Origin of the sequence: Nannocystis bainbridge (assembly GCF_028368995.1) — a bacterium.
GTDB lineage: Bacteria > Myxococcota_A > Polyangia > Nannocystales > Nannocystaceae > Nannocystis > Nannocystis bainbridge.
The window spans coordinates 142837-160635 of sequence record NZ_JAQNDL010000001.1 but is presented as its reverse complement, the minus strand read 5'-3'; the positions used below and the strand labels follow the sequence as shown (position 1 = coordinate 160635).

The window sequence follows — 17799 nt, the reverse complement described above, 5'->3', positions numbered from 1 at the left end:
GTTATGGCCAAGATTCGCGTCTACGAGCTCGCTAAAGAGCTGAGCAAGGACAACAAGGTGATGGAGAACGTGATTCGCGGCCTCGGGGTCGAGATCAAGGGCGTGATGAGCACGCTCGATGACGACCAGGCCGAGCTCGTCCGTCGCCACATTCAAGGCGGCGAACGCCGCGAACCCGAGCGCAACGACCCGCGCGCCGGTGCTCCGGCGCCGGTCATCCGTCGTGCCGGTCGCGGCCCGCGTCCTGCCGACGAAGGCGAGGAGGAGGCCGCAGCGCCCCGTCCCACGCCGCCGCCGGTGGTCCGTCCTGCGCCCGTCCAGCAGCAGCAGCAGCCGCCGGTAGTCCGGCGGCCGGTGCCGCCGCCGGTCAGCGGTCAACCGCCCGTGCGCCCGAGCACGCCCGTGGTCCGTCCGAGCGAGCCCTCGCGCCCGCCCGAGACGCCGTGGTCGACCCCGGTCCAATCGCAGCCGCGCGAACCGCAGCGCGAGGTGCGGGCCGTCGCGGAGCCGATCGAGGTCCGCGAGCCGACCCCGCGCCCGAGCGCACCCGAGCAGGCGCAGGTCCAGGCGGAGCCGCCGGCCCCGCCGCGCCCGGTCACGCCGCCGAGCGAGCCGGAGCCGGTCCGCAGCGAGCCGGTCGAGCCGGTCCGCAGCGAGCCGGTCGAGCCGGCCCGCCCGGCCGAGCAGGTCCAGTCGGCCGAGCCGGTCCAGCCGAGCCAGCCGAGCCAGCCGATCGTGGCCCCGCCGCCGGTGGTCGCGCCGCAGCCGCCCGCGCCGCCTGCACCGGTGCAGTCGCAGCCGGTCCAGCCGCCGATCCAGCGCCCCGTCAGCCAGCCGATCCAGCGCCCGGCCCAGCCGTCCGGGTCGCGCCCGGAGATCCGCCGGTCCGAGCAGCGGCAGCAGCAGCCGCCGCAGCCCGCGGCCCCGCGGGCGCCAGCGCCCGAGGTCGGCTCGCGCATCCAGCTCCCGCCGGGCACCAAGCGCCTGCCGGGAGGCGTGGCCTCGCGGATGGAAGACAGCCCGCGTGAGCCGCGTATCGAGCCGCATCGTCGCGGTCCGGACGGTCCGCGCGGCACCCCGCCGCAGGGCCAGGTCGGCCCGGTCGGCACGCCGCTGCGTCCGGGCGTCCAGACTCGCCCGGGCCCCGGCAAGCCGGGCGCGCCGACCCAGACCGGCACCCGGCCGCTCGGCAGCGGCCCGCAGCTCGGTCAGACCGGGCCGCGCGGCCAGGTCGTGCAGCCGGCGCCGGTCGCCACCCGTCCGGGCGACCGTGGCGGTTCGACGACCCGCTACGTCGTCCCCGCGACCCCGCAGGCGCAGCAGCCCCCGCAACAGGTCCAGCCGCCGCCGGTCGAGCCTGAGGTGAACCGTCGCGTCCTCCGCGACGAAGCGGGCGTCATCGTCGGCGCCGCCTCGCAGCGCGCCGAGCCGAAGATCCTCGGCTTCGTGCAGCTGGCCAACCGCCCGCGGCCGCAGCAGGTGATCATCACCGACGCCAGCGACAGCCAGCAGCGCGGCCGCGCCACGATCCGCAAGGAGCGTGAGGAGCGGGCGCAGCAGCAGGGCCGCAAGCGGAAGACGATGATCCGCAACGTCCGCGGCCGGCCCGGCCTGCCCGGCGCCCGACCCTCCACGCAGGAGATGTCGGAGTCGAAGAAGCGCATCCGCGTCGACGAGGCGATCCCGGTCGCCGACCTCGCGCACCAGATGGGCAAGAAGGCGACGATGCTGCTGAAGACGCTGTGGGGCATGGGCCTGCGCGGCGTCACCATCAACAGCGCCGTCGACGCCGAGACCGCCGAGCTGGTGGCCGCCGAGTACGGCTACACCGTCGAGAACGTGGCCTTCCAGGAGGACCAGTACTTCGACGAGGACACCGAGGAGGGTGCCGGCGACGTGCGTGCGCCCGTGGTCACCATCATGGGCCACGTCGACCACGGCAAGACCTCGCTCCTCGACCGGATCCGCAAGGCCACGGTCGCCGAGGGCGAGGCCGGCGGGATCACCCAGCACATCGGCGCCTACAAGGTCTCCACCGCCAAGGGCGACGTGGTGTTCCTCGACACGCCGGGTCACGAGGCGTTCTCGGCGATGCGCGCCCGCGGGGCCCAGGTCACCGACGTGGTGGTCCTGGTCGTCGCCGCCGACGACGGCATCATGCCGACCACGGTCGAGGCCATCAAGCACGCGCGGGAGGCCAACGTCCCGCTGGTGGTGGCGCTCAACAAGATCGACAAGCCCGACGCCAACCCCGGCCGCGTCAAGCAGATGCTGATGGAGTACAGCCTCGTCGGCGAAGAGTACGGCGGCGAGACGATCATCTGCGAGGTGTCGGCGAAGACCGGCAAGGGCATCGACCACCTGCTCGAGATGTTGGCCATTCAGTCGGAGATCCTCGATCTCCGGGCCACCACCGAGGGCCGGGCGATCGGCGTCGTCCTCGAGGCGCGCGTCGACAAGGGCCGCGGTCCGATCGCCACCGTCCTGGTGGAGGCCGGCACGCTGCGCAAGGGCGACATCGTGGTCGCCAACGAGTTCAGCGGCAAGGTCCGCGGCATGCTCGACGACCGCGGCCGTACGCTCGAAGACGTAGGTCCCTCGACTCCGGTCGAGGTCCTCGGTCTCGACGGCGTGCCGTCGGCCGGCGACCGCTTCAACGTGGTCGAGAGCGAGAAGGCCGCCCGCCAGCTCGTGACCCACCGCCGCGAGGTCCGGCGCCGCAAGGAGAGCGCGCGCTCGGGGCCCAGCATCGCCGACTTCATCCAGCGCAAGAAGACGCCGACCCTCAAGATCGTCCTCCGGGCCGACGTGCAGGGCTCGGCCGAGGCGCTCAAGCAGGCGTTGCTCGAGCTGTCGACCGACAAGGTCAAGGTCGAGGTCATCTCGTCCGGCGTCGGTGCGATCACCCAGACCGACGTGAAGACCGCTTCGGCCGGCGAGGCCGTGATCATCGGCTTCAACACCAAGCCGGTCGGCAAGGCCGGTCAGATCGCCGACGCCGAGAAGGTGCCCGTCTACACCTTCAACGTCATCTACAACGCGCTCGACAAGACGCGTGAGCTGATGGTCGGCCTGCTCGAGCCCGAGTACCGCGAGCGCGATCAGGGCGAGGCCGAGGTTCGGGCGCTGTTCCCGATCCCGAAGATCGGTGTGGTCGCCGGTTGCCGCGTCACGCGGGGCCTCATCCAGCGCTCGCACCACGTCCGCGTGGTCCGTGGCGGCACGATCATCCACAAGGGGAGAATCTCGAGCCTTCGCGTCCTCAAGGACGACGTGAAGGAAGTCCGCGAGGGCTTCGAATGCGGCATCGTGATCGACTCGTTCCCCGAGGTGGAGCCGGGCGACATCCTGCAGGCGTTCGAGATCGAGACGATCGCGCCGACGCTGTGAGGCGGCGGAGAGGCGAGGGGGAGCGCGTATGGCGAGTAACCGGATGCAACGGGTCGAAGAGACCCTGCGCCGCGGGATCGCCGACGCGCTCCTGTTCGGAGCGATCAGCGACCCGCGACTGCAGGGCGTCAACTTCAGCGTCACCGGCGTCAAGGTCGACACCGAGCTGACGCTGGCCCGCGTGTTCGTCGACCTGCTGTCGCCCGACCGCGACCGCGCCACGGTGCTGGCGGGGCTGCGTTCGGCGGCCAGCGCGGTGCGGCGAGAGCTGCAGGGGCGGGTGCAGTTGCGCCGGATCCCCGATCTGCGGTTCGAGTTCGACGAGAGCATTCAGCGCGGCCTGCGGATCGAGACGATCCTGTCGGAGATCGCGACGCCCCCGGCCGCCCCGAAGCTGGGGAGCGCGGGCGGCGAGGACGACGAAGGTGGCGACGGCGACGGCGACTGAGCGCTGCGGCGTCCTGCTGGTCGACAAGCCGGAGGGGCCGACCTCGCACGACGTGGTCGGCTTCGTCCGTTGGGTCTTGAACGAGAAGGCCGTCGGTCACTGCGGCACCCTCGACCCGCTGGCCTCGGGCCTGCTGGTCGTGTGCGTCGGCGCGGCGACGCGGCTCGTGCCGTACCTCAGCGCCGTCGCCAAGGTCTACCGCGCGCGCTTCGGCCTCGGTCGCGCGACCACCACGGGCGATCGCGCCGGCGAGACGATCGCCGAGAGCGCGGTCGAGCCGTCGCAGGTGCGCGCCGCCGCGGATGTCCTGAAGGACATGTGCGGCGCGCTCCAGCTGCCGCCGCCCGCGTACTCGGCGGTCAAGCTCGAGGGTCGTCCGGCCCACGAAAGGGCTCGCAAGGGCGAGATCCTGGCGCTCGCGCCGCGGCCGATGGAGCTGCGGTCCGTCGAGGAGATCGGGGTCACCGACGACGCGATCGACGCGACCTGTGCCGTGAGCAAGGGCACCTATGTCCGCAGCCTCGCCGAAGAGCTCGGCCGCCGCGTCGGCCTGCCGGCGCACCTGGGCGGTCTGCGTCGACTCGCCTGCGGCAGCCTCGATCTCGCCGACGCCGTGCCCGTGCTCGTTTCCGCGCGGTTGCCGGATCTGGCCGGCGCCCCGCCCAAGTTTCGCCTCGGCCTCGCCGGAGCCGACGGCCGCGAGGCCCTGCGGGCGCGGCTCGAGGCGGCCCTGCGGGCGCCTGGTGAGGTCTTGCCGTTCCCGGTGCGCCGGGTGGTCGGGGCCGACGCCGACGCCCTGGCGGGGCTGCTACACGGCCGGGTGGTTGGGGCCGACGCCTTGCCGGCGGTCGCCCCGACCCTGGCCGAGGGGCACCCCGAGGCGGCGAGGCAGGCGCTGTGGTTCCCCGACGCGCTGGTCGTCGTTCGCCTCGACGGGGGTGAGTGGCGGCCGGAGAAGGTCCTTCACGCCGCGGCGCCCGCCCGCGACACGGAGCCGTGACCGGGCCGACGGAAAAGCGTCGGCGCGTGCGCGAGTGGCCTTGACACGCCAAGGTTTTGCCTGGATTTTCCGCCTACACAAAAGAGCACAACACCTTCTGCGGGGGCACGGGCTGCCCGCACCCGAGAATACGAAATGTCTCTCTCTCCTGATCGCACGGCCGAGATCGTTAGCAAGTTCCAGACCCACTCGAACGACACCGCGTCCCCGGAGGTGCAGATCGCCCTCCTCACGTCGCGGATCAACTACCTCACCGAGCATTTCCGCGGCCACGCCAAGGACTTCCACTCGCGTCGGGGTCTGCTGAAGCTCGTCGGCCAGCGCCGTCGTCTGCTCGACTACCTGCGCAACCGCAGCGTCGACCGCTACCGGTCCCTGATCGGGGCGCTCAACATCCGCAAGTAAGGCCGGGGCGAAAGGGGGACGTGTTCCCCCTTTTCGCTTTTGTGGCCTCTGGCGCCCGCGTAGGTCAGCCGCGCTGATCGGCCGTGGGAACGTGCCGGCACGCCGGCGCGGGCGCATGCGGTCCGACGCCCGATCGGGCAGGACCACGAAGATTTTTGTCCCCGCGGCGGAAAGTTTCCCCCCATGAACGTCATCACAGAGACCTGCCGCATCGGCGAGGTCGAGATCAGCATCGAGACCGGCAAGCTCGCCAAGCAGTCCAGCGCCGTCGTCGTGCGCTGCGGCGAGACAGCCGTGCTCGTCACGGCGGTCAGCAGCAGGGAGCCGAAGGATCTGCCCTTCCTCCCGCTCACCTGCGAGTACCGCGAGTACCCCGCCTCCGCCGGCAAGATCCCGGGCGGTTATTTCAAGCGCGAGGCGCGTCCCACCGAGTGGGAGACGCTGACCTGCCGCTTCATCGATCGTCCGATCCGGCCGCTGTTCCCCAAGAGCTATCGCAGCGACACCCAGATCATCGCCACCGTGCTGTCGCACGACAAGGTGCACGAGCCCGACGTCCTGGCGATCACCGGCGCTTCGGCGGCGCTGCACATCAGCGACGCGCCGTGGGCCGGCCCGATCGTCGGCATCCGCGTCGCGCGGGTGCAGGGCAAGATGGTCGCGTTCCCCTCGTGGGACCAGATGAAGGTCGCCGACATCGTGCTCGTGGTCGCGGCCAGCCGCGACGCGATCGTGATGGTCGAGGGCGGCGGCGATCAGATCCTCGAGAAGGACATGATCGACGCCCTCATGTTCGCCCAGGAGTCGGCGCAGCCGCTGCTGGCCGCGCAGGAGCGCCTGCGTGAGCGCGCCGGCAAGACCAAGCGCGTGCACGTCGATCCGGCTGTCGACGAGGCTTTCCGCGCCGAGGTGATGGCCGCGGCCGACGCCGACGTGCGGGCCGCGTTCGCCATCACCGGCAAGCACGAGCGCCGCGACGCGCTCGCGGCCGCCAGCAAGACGGTGCTCGAGCGCTTCGCCGCCAGCCACCCGGAGCGGGTCGGCGAGGTGCACGCTGCGCTCGGCAAGCTCGAGAAGAAGGTCGTGCGCAGCCGCGTGATCAAGGAGGGCCGCCGGCTCGACGGCCGCGGCACCCGCGACGTGCGTCCGATCTACATCGAGACCCACCCGTTCCCGCGGCCGCACGGCTCGGCGCTGTTCCAGCGCGGTGAGACGCAGGCGCTGGCCACCGTCACTCTCGGCACCGAGAGCGACGCCCAGCGGCTCGACACCATCCGCGGCGACGTCACCCGCAACTTCATGCTGCACTACAACTTCCTCCCGTTCTGCACGGGCGAGGCCAAGCCGGTGCGCGGCACGTCGCGGCGCGAGGTCGGCCACGGCGCGCTGGCCGAGCGGGCGTTGAAGTACATCCTGCCGGCGCAGGAGAAGTTCCCGTACACGATCCGCATCGTCAGCGAGACGCTCGAGTCGAACGGCTCGTCGTCGATGGCGGCGGTGTGCGGCGGCTGCCTGGCGATGATGGACGCCGGCGTGCCGATCAAGGCGCCGGTCGCCGGCGTCGCCATGGGCCTGATGCAGGAGGGCGGCGAGATCGCCATCCTCTCCGACATCCTTGGCGACGAGGATCACCTCGGCGACATGGACTTCAAGGTGACCGGCACCAAGACCGGCATCACCGCGCTGCAGATGGACATCAAGATCGAGGGCCTGACCCGCCAGATCCTCGAGGCCGCGCTCGACCAGGCGCGCGAGAGCCGGCTGCACATCCTCGGCAAGATGCTCGAGGTGCTCGCCGAGCCGCGCGCCGACATCAGCAAGTACGCGCCGCGCATCGTCACGATGCAGGTCAAGGTCGACAAGATCCGCGAGGTCATCGGGCCCGGCGGCAAGACGATCCGCGCGATCATCGAGCAGACCGGCTGCGTCATCAACATCGAGGACTCGGGGCGGATCGCGATCGCCAGCAACGACATCGCCCAGATCGAGCGGGCCAAGCGGCTCATCGAGGGTCTCATCGCCGAGCCCGAGGTGGGCGCGACCTACCACGGGGTGGTCAAGCGGATCGTCGACTTCGGCGCGTTCGTCGAGATCCTCCCGGGCACCGACGGTCTGGTCCACATCTCGGAGCTCGAGGACCGGCGCGTCGATCGCGTGACCGACGTGGTCCAGGAGGGCGACGAGGTCGTGGTGAAGGTGATCAATGTCGATCCCACCGGCAAGATCCGCCTCAGCCGCCGCGCCGCCTTCGGGGTCGACCCCTCCGAGGTCCAGAACCTGCGAGGGTGAGGTGATGTCGCACGTCGAGCCGACGCTGCTGGTCCGCAAGGTCCACACCCAGGCCGAGCTGCCGCGGCGCATGAGCGCCGAGGCGGCCGGGATGGACCTGGCGGCCTGTCTGCCCGACGGGCCTGTCGAATTGGCGCCCGGGGAACGTCGTTTAATTCCCACGGGCGTCGCCGTCGCTATTCCCGGCGGCCACGAGGGTCAGGTGCGTCCGCGATCGGGCCTGGCCCTGCGGCACGGGCTCTCGATCGTGAACGCACCAGGTACAATCGACGCCGACTATCGTGGGGAGCTCAAGGTCATCCTCGTCAATCTCGGGGCCGCGCCGTTCGTCGTCGCGCACGGCGAGCGGATCGCTCAGCTCGTGGTCGCCCCTGTCGTCTTCCCTGCGGTCGTCGAGGTCCAGCACCTCCCGGCTGCCGCACGTGGTGATGGTGGCTTCGGAAGCACCGGCGTTTAGCCGCGGGAGCGTCTCATGGAGTTGAGCGCCGGCACTTCGCACGAGGAGCACACCACGCTGTGCGGCCGCTTCGAGCTGATGCGCGAAGAGCCGGCCAACACGGGAGTGCAGCTGTTCGGCCCCACGCTCGCGGTCCTCGACACCCACACCGGCGAGCCTGCGCGCGCCTGTGTCCTCGACGCCTCGCTGTTGCCCACGCCCGAGGCCCGGGCCGCGTTCGTGCGCGAGCTCGGCGAGCTCGGCGAGCTGCAGGACTCGGCGCTCGTGCCTCAGGTGTTCGTGGGTCAGGACGGCGAGCGCGTGGTCGTCTGTTACGACCCGCTGCAGGGCGCCTTCGCGTTGCGCGACATGGACGACGGCCCGCGCTCGTCCGACCTCGCCAACGAGCTGCAGCGGCTCGCGCGGCAGCTCGCGCGCGCCCTGGCGACCTTGCACGGTCGTGGCCGCGTCCACGGCATGCTCGCCGGCGAGGCCGTGTTCGTCGGACCGGGCGGTCCGGCTGCGTTCCAGCACGGCTTCGCTCCGCTATGCGCCCGCGCCGAGCTCGAGCGGCGGTGGAGCAGCGTCGATCAAGCGATCCTCGCGCCCGAGCTGCTCGGCGGCGGCGGCTTCACCCCGACCTCCGACACCTACGCGTGGGGCGTCGCGCTCGCCGAGTTCGCCACCGGTCTGCGCGGCGCAGCGGCTCTGCGCGCCGCCGAACCGCCGGGGCTGCAAGCCGGGCTGTGGGCGCTGATCGGCGCCAGCCTGCACAGCGACCCCGCCGCGCGCCCGCGGGACGGCGCCGAGCTGGTGCGTCGCCTCGAGTCGCTCGCCGGCGCCGTCGAGGCCGCGCCCGAGCCGATCCTCGACCTCACGCCGGCCTCGCCGCCGCCACCGCCGCCGCGCGTCGCCAAGTCCGCCGGCGAGGTGTCGGCGCCGTCGCTGGCGATCCCGCCGACCGCCTCGTCCTCGGCCGCGGTGCCACCTGTCCTCGAGACCCTGTCCGTTCCAACAGGTCCTTCGGTACCTGGCCTTCCGGTCAGAGAGGCACCCAAGGTCACCGCCTCGGCGCCGGTCGAGCCGCCGGTGATGGGCCTCGAAGACCTGCTGTTCGGCGAGGGCTCGATCCGGCCCAACACCGTGCAGGCGCTGCGCTCGAGCTCGATCCCCGCCGGCTCGTTCGCGGCGGCCAGCGCCGGTGGCTTCGCCAACCCGCAAGATCCGTCGGGGCGCTCGAACAGCGGCCTGCGCCGCGTCCACGTCCTCACCGAGGACAGCATCGTCCGCCGCGGTTCGCCCTCGCCCTCGCGGCCCGACATCCTCGTCGAGCCCAGCGGCGGCGACACCAACCCGGCCGCGGCTCGCTCCGACGTGCGCGAGCGTGAAGTCGAGGCGCCCGTGGCTCCGGTCGCGGCGCCGACGCTGTCGCCGATGGCGCCGGTGTCACCCGCGCCGCTCCTCGAGACGAGGGCGCCGAAGGCCATCGAGAGCCACGCGCCGACGGCCGGCACCTCGCTCACCGCCCGCCCGCCGGAGATGCTCGCGCGGCGCAACGACACGAGCTTCTGGCTGGTGATCGTCGCGCTGCTGGTCGCCGTCGCCCTGGCGTGGGCGTTCACCTGAGCGCGCCCCCCGCGCGGCGTGGTCCGGGTATGGTCCGCGCCGCATGGCGGTCACCGATTCGACGTCCCCCGAGATGCGGCGCGCGCTGGCGGCGGGCGGCACCCTCGACGCGTTGCCGGACGAATTCGAAGTCCTCGGCGCGCGCTACAGCGGCAAGGTCCGCGAGAACTTCACGCGCGGCGGCGAGCGGCTGATCCTCGTCACCGATCGCGTCAGCGCCTTCGACGTCGTGCTCGGCACCATCCCGTTCAAGGGTCAGGTGCTCAACGGACTCGCGCGCTTCTGGTTCGACGCCACCGCCGCGATCTTCCCCAACCACATGCTCGGCGTACCTGACCCTCAGGCCATGCGGGCCATCGAGTGTGCGCCGATCCCCGTCGAGTTCGTGGTCCGCGGCTACCTCACCGGCGTCAGCGACACCAGCATCGCCCGGGCTTACGAGCGCGGCGAGCGGACCTTCTGCGGGCACGCCTTGCCCGAGGGACTGCGGCGCCACGAGAAGCTGCCGCGCAGCTTGCTGACCCCCTCGACCAAGGCGCCCAAGGGTCAACACGACATCAGCGTCAGCCGCGACTGGCTGGTCGAGCGCGGCCTCATCGAGCGCGAGCGTTACGACGAGCTCGAGCGGCGCTGCCTGACCCTGTTCGAGGCCGGGCAGAAGATCGCCGCCGAGCGCGGGCTCATCCTCGTCGACACCAAGTACGAGCTCGGCGTGCGGCCCGACGGCGAGGTCGTGCTGATCGACGAGATCCACACGCCCGACAGCTCGCGTTACTGGTACGCCGACAGCTACGCCGAGGCGATGGCGCGCGGCGACGATCCGCGCAGCCTCGACAAGGAGTACCTGCGGCGCTGGCTGGTCTCGCAGGGCTTTCGCGGCGAGGGGCCGCCGCCCGTCCTGCCTGACGAGGTCCGCGCCGAGGCGGCGCGGCGCTACATCGAGGTCCACGAGCTCATCACCGGGCGCCGCTTCGAGCCGGATCTCGAGCCGCCGGTCGCGCGGCTGCGGCGGAACCTCGGCCTGCCGCCGCGCTAGCGCGGGTCCTCGTCTCGCATCGCGGCTGCGGGGCAGGGGAGGGCGGCCGGCATGACCGCTGAGTTCGCCCGGTCGCGGCACTCGCTTGCAAAGCGCGGGCGGGCGGGTCACGCTGGCGGCGATGACGTCCCTCGTCGCTTCCTGCCTCGCGTTCACCTTCGGCCTGATCGTCTGCTCGGCGCTCCTGCCGGGCATGATGGTGCGAGACCTGTGGAGCGCCTTCAAAGCGGCCGTGATCTGCGGCCTCCTCAGCGTCGTGCTCGGCAAGCTGCTGTTCTTCTTGCTGTCGCTGGTGTTCTTCTTCCCGATCCTGATCAGCGGTCCGATCGGCGCCTTCCTCGTGCAGGCGTTCGTCAACACGATCCTGCTCGTCATCACCGAGAACCTGGTCGACGGGGTGCGGTTCGTCCGCTGGCGCACGGCGCTGTGGGCGGCGATCGCTTTGACCTTGCTGCAGATGTTGGTCACCCGGGCCGTCGCCGGGTAGCGAGCACCTGTCCGCGCGTCGTCTCACGGTCTCGGCGGCGGCGGCGCCCGGCCCCCTTGCGTGCCGACTGCTAGGCTTCGCGCGGCATGTGCGGCGTGTTCGGCATCTTCAATCACCCCGAGGCTGCGAACCTCTCCTATCTGGGCCTGCACGCGCTGCAACACCGCGGCCAGGAGTCCGCGGGCATCGTCACCAGCCAGGAGGGCACGCTGCACGCGGTGCGCAAGATGGGCCACGTCGCTGACGTGTTCATCAACACCGAATTCGGGCAGCTGCCGGGGCGGATCGCCGTCGGCCACGTCCGCTACACCACCGCCGGCGGCTCGCTGCCGAAGAACATCCAGCCGCTGACCGCCGAGTACCGCCACGGTTCGGTCGCGGTGGCCCACAACGGCAACCTCGTCAACGCCGAGCTGCTCCGCGAGGAGCTCGAGCACGACGGCGCCATCTTCTCGAGCCAGAGCGACACCGAGGTCATCTTGCAGCTGCTCGCGCGCAGCCGCGAGCCGACCTTCGTCGAGCGCCTGTGTGACGCGCTCGGTCGGGTCCAGGGCGCCTACAGCCTCGTGCTCGTCACCGAGGACAAGCTGCTGGCCGTCCGCGACCCGCACGGCTTCCGCCCGCTCGTGCTGGGCCGCCTGCGCAACCACCCCAACAGCTACGTCGTCGCCTCCGAGACCTGCGCCTTCGACCTCATCGAGGCCGACAAGATCCGCGACATCGCCCCCGGCGAGATCCTCGTCATCGACAATACCGGCCTGCGCAGCGTCCAGCTGCGCCGCGACAACCGCCGCTTCTGCGTGTTCGAGCACGTCTACTTCGCCCGCCCCGACAGCGTGCTCGACGACCTCCCCGTCTACGAGGCGCGCATCGCCATGGGCGAGCAGCTCGCGCGCGAGGCCCCGGTCGAGGCCGACGTCGTCGTGCCGGTGCCCGACAGCGGCGTCGTTGCGGCGCTCGGGTTCGCCAAGGCCAGCCAGATCCCGTTCGAGATGGGGCTCATCCGCAATCACTACGTCGGCCGCACCTTCATCGAGCCCAAGGATTCGATCCGTCACTTCGGGGTCAAGCTCAAGCTCAACCCGGTGCCGCCGGTCCTGCGCGGCAAGCGGGTGGTGGTCGTCGACGACTCGCTGGTGCGCGGCACCACCTCGCGCAAGATCGTCAAGATGATCCGGGCCGCCGGCGCCCGCGAGGTGCACCTGCGGATCTCGTCGCCGCCGGTGATCAGCCCTTGTTACTACGGCATCGACACACCGACCCGCTCCGAGCTGATCGCCGCCAGTCACACGCCCGACGAGATCGCCCGCTACCTCACGGCCGACTCGCTGGCCTACCTTTCGGCCGAGGGCCTGATGAAGGCGGTGCGCGGCGATTCTGGTACAACGTATTGCGACGCGTGCTTCACCGGCCGCTATCCGATCCGCTTCATCCCCCCGCCCGGGCGCCGTCAGCTCCGCCTGATCGAAGCCTGAGCACTGGTGCACCATGAACGACGCCGCCCACATCCTCCCCGAGCACAATAAGGTCACCGAGCAGCTCGCCCGCCTCGCTCACCGCCTGAACGAGCTCCGGAGGCATCTTTGACTACGATGGCAAACGCGAGAAGTTGGAAGAGCTCGACGCGCAGACCGTCGATCCGGCGTTTTGGGGCAACAACGATCGCGCCCAGGACGTCCTGCGCGAGCAGTCGACGCTGAAGAAGATCCTCTCCGACCTCGACGAGGCCCAGAGCCGCTACGACGACGCCCAGACGCTGTACGAGCTCGGGCGTGAAGAGGGCGACGACGCCAGCATCCGCGACGCCTGGTCGGCGCTCGAGTCGCTCGACGCGCGCGTCGGCAAGATGGAGTTTCGCCGCATGTTGTCGGGCGCGCACGACGAAAAGGGCGCGCTCGTCACCATCAACGCCGGCGCCGGCGGGGTCGACAGTCAGGACTGGGCGCAGATGCTCATGCGCATGTACATGCGCTGGGGCGAGCGGCACGGCTTCAAGGTCGAGGTGCTCGACGTCCAGGACGCCGAGCAGGCGGGCATCCGCAGCGCCGAGATCGAGATCACCGGCGAGTTCGCCTACGGCTACCTGCGCTCGGAGATCGGCGTGCACCGGCTGGTCCGGATCTCGCCGTTCGACGCCAACGCGCGCCGGCAGACCAGCTTCGCCAGCGTGATGACGCTGCCCGACCTCGGCGACGACGACATCGACATCGAGGTCAACGAGGCCGACCTCGAGGTCGACACCTTCCGCTCGAGCGGCGCCGGCGGTCAGCACGTCAACAAGACCGACTCGGCGGTGCGCCTGCGCCACTTGCCGTCCGGCATCGTCGTCGCCTGCCAGGTCGAGCGCTCGCAGCACAAGAACAAGGCCACGGCGATGCGCGTGCTCAAGGCCAAGCTGTGGGACCTCGAGCAGCAGCGCCGCGATGCCGAGCGCGACGCCCTCCAGGGCGAGCGCAAGAAGATCGAGTGGGGCAGCCAGATCCGCTCGTACGTGCTGCAGCCGTACCAGCAGGTCAACGATCACCGCACCGAGATCAAGAGCTCGGCGGTCAACGCGGTCCTCGACGGCGACCTCGACGAGTTCATCGAGGCCTACCTCCTGCAACAGTCGCAGTCGTCCGCGGAAGCGTCGTCGTGAGCCACGCTCGTCCCGCCGCGTCATCCCGGCCGGAGGCTCCCCCGAGCCTCCACTGGCAGATCGCGTGGCGGCACCTGCGAGCCGGCGATCGCCCGCCGTCGTGGGCCTGGCCGGCCGTCGGCCTCGCGCTCTATCTGCTCGTGGTCGGCGGCGGCTTCGTGCTCTACGCCCTCTACGGCTTCTCGCCGCTCGAGTCCGGCCTGCCCGAGCGCGTCGCCCTCGACTCGAGCCTCGTCGGCCTCGGCTTCGATCCGACCGCCGACCTCCCGCCGCCGGCGCAGGCCTACTTCGGGGTGCTCGGCGGGATCAGCCTGTTGCTCGGCGCCGGCCTGCTGCTCGGCGCCGTGCTGTCGCTGATCTTCACCCTGCTCGCCACGGTCATCACCGTCAGCGTCATGCTCGGCTGCATGGCCCTGGTCGTGGTGCTCAGCCTGATGACCGGGCTCGAGCTCGAGCTGCGCGACAAGATCCTCGGCCAGCGCGCCCACATCCGCGTCGCCGGGGCCGACGGGCGGCCGTTCGCCGACTACCGAGACCTCGCGCTGGCGATCGCCGACAAGCCGGGGATCCTCGGCGCCAGCCCGTACCTGCAGGGCGAAGTCATGGTCCGCAGCGGCTTCCAGCGCCAGGGCGGCATCCTCCTCGGCATCGACCCCGAGCTGCACCGCAGCGTGTCGAACCTGCCCGACATCATGCGCGAGGGCGACTACGCGTTCCTCTCGCAGCCGGAGAAGATCCCGGAGTCGGAGTTCGGCTTCGAGATCACGCCGGTCGAGCCGCCCGCGCCGGTGCCGCCCGACGAGGGCGAGGCGAAGGAAGGGCAGGGCGCCACGGCCCTGCCCCATGCGACAGGTGCCGAAGGACATGTCCCCGAGGACATCCCGAGCACCGTCGACGACGACCCCGACGACGGCTGGGAGGACCCCGAGATCGAGATCCCCGCGCTGCGCAAGACGGGCACGCTGCCGCCGGCCAAGCCGGAGCCGAGCCCGCCAGCGACGAGCAAGAAGATCGGCGTGCCGACCTCGGCGGCCGCGGCGATCCCGACCATGCCGCGCAGCCCGTTCGGCCCGCTCGGCGAGGCGGACGAGGGCTGGGAAGATCCGGAGGTCGAGATCGGCAAGCTGCGCGCGAAGGGCCAGCTGCCGCCCGCGGCCGCGCCTGGCGCGAGCCAGCCCGAGCCCGAGGTCGAGCCCGAGGTCGAGGCGCCGATCTCGCGCGACGCGCTGGTCGACGGCCTCCTGATCGGCAGCGAGAAGGCCAAGGAGCTGGCGGCGCGCACCGGCGATCAGGTCCAGCTGATCACCCCGATCGGTCGCATGACCCCGGCCGGCCGGATCCCCGGAGTCATGGCCGTGCGGATCGCCGGGGTGTTCGACGCCGACCACTACGACTACGACCGCTGGCTGGTGTACGCCTCGCTGCCGGTGGCCCAGGCGTTCCTGCGCGCCGGCGACCGCGTCACCGGCCTCGAGGTCAAGGTCGACGACATCGAGCAGCTCGACGTCCGCCGCCAGGCCGTGCAAGACGCGGTCGACGCCGCCGGCCGCGACGACCTCGTCGTCCAGGACTGGCAGGAGCTGAACCGCAGCCTGTTCTCGGCGATGGCGCTCGAGAAGATCGCGGTGTTCGTGGCCCTGCTGTGCGTGATCCTGGTCGCCTCGTTCGGCATCCTCGGCTCCAACTTGATGAGCGTGATCGAGAAGTCGAAGGAGATCGCGATCCTCAAGACGATGGGCTGCACCGACAGCCTCATCCAGCGCATCTTCATCTCCGAGGGCCTGTGCCTCGGCATCCTCGGCGGTGTCCTCGGCATCGTCACCGGCATCGGCTTGTGCGGCCTGCTCGATCGCTTCGGCCTGCCGCTCAGCGGCTCGCTGCAGAGCTTCGAGCAGTTGCCGGTCGCCATCGACGGCTTCGAGGTCGCGCTGGTCGGCGTGTCGTCGCTCGTCATCGTCTGGCTGTCGAGCCTCTACCCGGCGCGGATCGCCTCGCGCATGCGCCCGGTCGACGCTCTGCGACAGGCGGAGCGATGAACCTGTCGCTGCGGGTCGCCTGGCGGCACCTGCGGACGCGCCGGGCGCCACGCTGGACCCGAACCATCGCCATCCTGGCGCTCGTCCCGGTGGCCGCCGGGGCAGGCGCAGTCATCTGGTCTTTCGGACAACCTCCCAGCGAGGCCGGCGAGCTGTCGAACGGCGATCTCGCCTACGTGGTCGGCAGCTTCGCCGCGGCGATCGGCCTGCTCGTGTTCAGCTTCGCCGCCACCGTCCGCGGCTTCACCCTGCTGGTTGCGATCACTGGTTACTCGGTGGCCCAGGGCTGCGCCGCGCTGGTGCTGGTCCTCAGTCTGCTGGGCGGTCTCGAGGGCGATCTGCAGACCCGCTTGCTCGGCCACCGCGCGCACCTCCGGATCGCGCCGCCGCCCGGCGCGGAGATCGTCACGCCCGGTCCGCTGGTGGCTCGCGTGCAGGGGGTTCCGGACGTCGTCGGCGTCAGCCCCGAGCTCGCCGGGCCGATCATGATCCGCAGCGGCTTCGGTCGCGCCGGGGTCAACCTGGTCGGCGTCGACCCGGTCCTGCACGCCACGGCCTCGGGCCTGCCCGACGAGGTCATCGAGGGCGACTACGCCGCCTTCCTCGATCCTTCGCAGCTGCCATGGCGCCCGTTCCCGGTCCTCGACGCCATGCCCGAGGATGACCCTTCGGACATGGGCGATGGGACAGGTCCCGAAGGACCGGTCGAGCCGGCGCCGGACGACGCGCTCGCGCACCCGGAGGCGGTCGAGGCCGAAGTCGAGGACTCGGGCGGCTGGGAGGATCCGGCGCAGGAGATCCCGCAGCTGCGCGCGGCGGGCAAGATCCCACCGGCACGCGACCCGGTGGTCGCGCCGGGGCCCGCGGCCGAAGAGGACGACGGCGGCGGCTGGGAGGACCCGGAGCAGGAGATCCCGCGGCTGCGCGCCGAGGGCAAGATCCCGCCCGCACGCCCGGTCGACACCTCGCCGACCGACGCGGAGCCGTCGCTCGCCGACGGGCTCCCGGCGCCTCCGGCCGCCGAGCCCACGAGCGACGGGGCGGCGGACGAGCCGCGGACCGTGCCCGTGCTCCTCGGCATCGAGCTGGCGGCCGAGCTCAGCGTCGGTCCCGGCGATCCGGTGCAACTCATCACCCCCGAGGGCCGCATGACCCCCGCCGGGCTGGTGCCCGGCGTCCTGCAGGCCCGCGTCGCCGGCGTCTACGCCACCGGCGTCTATGACGACGACCGTGACTACGCCTACGTCCCGTTGACCGACGCGCAGGCGTTCCTGCGGGCCCCGGGCGCGGTGACCTCGATCGCCGTTCGCCTCGCCGATCCCGACGCGCTCGCCGCGGCCAAGGCCGGCGTGATCGCCGTCGCCGGCCCCGAGCTCGTGGTCGAGGACTGGCGCCAGATCCACCGCGGCCTGTTCTCGGCGATGTTCCTCGAGAAGGTCGCGATGTTCGTCGCGCTGCTCTTCGTGATCCTCGTCGCGGCCTTCGGGATCCTCGCCACCAACATGATGAGCGTCATGGAGCGGTCGGCCGAGATCGCCATCTTGAAGGCCATGGGGGCCCGCGATCGTCTGATCGCCGGAATCTTCGCCTTCGAAGGAATAATCGTCGGAGGCGTCGGTTGTGTCGGTGGGATCGCCGCGGGTCTGGCCCTGTGCACGTGGTTCAGCGAGCGCGGCATCCCCTTGCGCAGCGACGCCTTCACCCTCGAGGCGTTGCCGCTGCGCGTCGATCCGTGGGAGGTCGCGCTCGTCGCTGCCGCCGCGCTCGTGCTCGTAGGGCTGGCCAGCGTGCTCCCCGCGCGGGCCGCGGCGGCGCTGCGGCCCGTCGACGGCCTCCGGCGCGGCGAGTGACCCGCAAGCCGCATTGACAGGGGAATGGGGCGCGTCTAGGGTTGCGCCGGCAAACGGCCCCCATGAGCGCGAGTGCTGATCGAGCTGTACGGCCTGCGGCGGGCTTCCCCGCGGGTTCTGTGGCGGGGACGCCCGGCGATACGCCGCTCGTGCGTGTC

At 71.4% G+C, this 17799-nt stretch carries 13 protein-coding genes; all 13 read left to right on the top strand.

The window, feature by feature from the left end:
* The first annotated feature begins 3 nt into the window (after positions 1 to 3).
* The 13 genes from infB (at position 4) to POL25_RS00575 (ending at position 17641) form a co-directional block, all read left to right on the top strand.
* The gene (infB, locus tag POL25_RS00635; RefSeq protein WP_272083681.1) at positions 4 to 3390 is read left to right on the top strand and encodes a translation initiation factor IF-2; all 3387 of its coding nucleotides are present in this window, start codon (positions 4 to 6) and stop codon (positions 3388 to 3390) included.
* Between the two features lie 28 nt (positions 3391 to 3418).
* Positions 3419 to 3838 carry a 30S ribosome-binding factor RbfA gene (rbfA, locus tag POL25_RS00630; RefSeq protein WP_272083679.1) on the top strand — a complete coding sequence of 140 codons (420 nt, stop codon included), beginning with the start codon at positions 3419 to 3421 and terminating at the stop codon, positions 3836 to 3838.
* A complete protein-coding gene (gene truB / locus POL25_RS00625) occupies positions 3816 to 4838 on the top strand; it encodes a tRNA pseudouridine(55) synthase TruB (protein ID WP_272083678.1) in 1023 nt (340 codons plus the stop codon). The genes rbfA and truB overlap by 23 nt, the downstream gene beginning before the upstream one ends.
* 135 nt (positions 4839 to 4973) lie before the next feature.
* Entirely contained in the window at positions 4974 to 5243 is a 270-nt protein-coding gene (gene rpsO, locus POL25_RS00620) for a 30S ribosomal protein S15 (RefSeq protein WP_272083677.1), read from the top strand.
* Positions 5244 to 5426: 183 nt separating this feature from the next.
* Positions 5427 to 7532 carry a polyribonucleotide nucleotidyltransferase gene (gene pnp, locus POL25_RS00615; RefSeq protein ID WP_272083676.1) on the top strand — a complete coding sequence of 702 codons (2106 nt, stop codon included), beginning with the start codon at positions 5427 to 5429 and terminating at the stop codon, positions 7530 to 7532.
* A gap of 4 nt (positions 7533 to 7536) precedes the next feature.
* Positions 7537 to 7989: a dUTP diphosphatase gene (gene dut, locus POL25_RS00610; protein WP_272083675.1), complete on the top strand. Its 453-nt coding sequence runs from the start codon at positions 7537 to 7539 to the stop codon at positions 7987 to 7989.
* A 15-nt stretch (positions 7990 to 8004) separates the two neighbouring features.
* A complete protein-coding gene (locus POL25_RS00605) occupies positions 8005 to 9594 on the top strand; it encodes a protein kinase (RefSeq protein WP_272083674.1) in 1590 nt (529 codons plus the stop codon).
* A 43-nt stretch (positions 9595 to 9637) separates the two neighbouring features.
* On the top strand, positions 9638 to 10630 hold the full coding sequence (locus POL25_RS00600; RefSeq protein WP_272083673.1) for a phosphoribosylaminoimidazolesuccinocarboxamide synthase: 993 nt from the start codon (positions 9638 to 9640) through the stop codon (positions 10628 to 10630).
* Between the two features lie 121 nt (positions 10631 to 10751).
* Positions 10752 to 11117, top strand: coding sequence for a phage holin family protein (locus POL25_RS00595; RefSeq protein ID WP_272083672.1), 366 nt, complete (start codon positions 10752 to 10754; stop codon positions 11115 to 11117).
* Between the two features lie 86 nt (positions 11118 to 11203).
* Entirely contained in the window at positions 11204 to 12592 is a 1389-nt protein-coding gene (gene purF / locus POL25_RS00590; protein ID WP_272083671.1) for an amidophosphoribosyltransferase, read from the top strand.
* A 13-nt stretch (positions 12593 to 12605) separates the two neighbouring features.
* Positions 12606 to 13755 (top strand): peptide chain release factor 2 gene (prfB, locus tag POL25_RS00585; RefSeq protein WP_272083670.1). Its coding sequence is split into 2 segments (ribosomal slippage): positions 12606 to 12692 and positions 12694 to 13755, totalling 1149 coding nucleotides; the frame shifts between segments, so codons are not numbered across the junction.
* A complete protein-coding gene (locus POL25_RS44075; protein ID WP_272083669.1) occupies positions 13752 to 15791 on the top strand; it encodes an FtsX-like permease family protein in 2040 nt (679 codons plus the stop codon). Before prfB ends, POL25_RS44075 begins: the two co-directional genes overlap by 4 nt.
* Positions 15788 to 17641: an FtsX-like permease family protein gene (locus POL25_RS00575; RefSeq protein WP_272083668.1), complete on the top strand. Its 1854-nt coding sequence runs from the start codon at positions 15788 to 15790 to the stop codon at positions 17639 to 17641. Before POL25_RS44075 ends, POL25_RS00575 begins: the two co-directional genes overlap by 4 nt.
* The last annotated feature ends 158 nt before the right edge of the window (positions 17642 to 17799 follow it).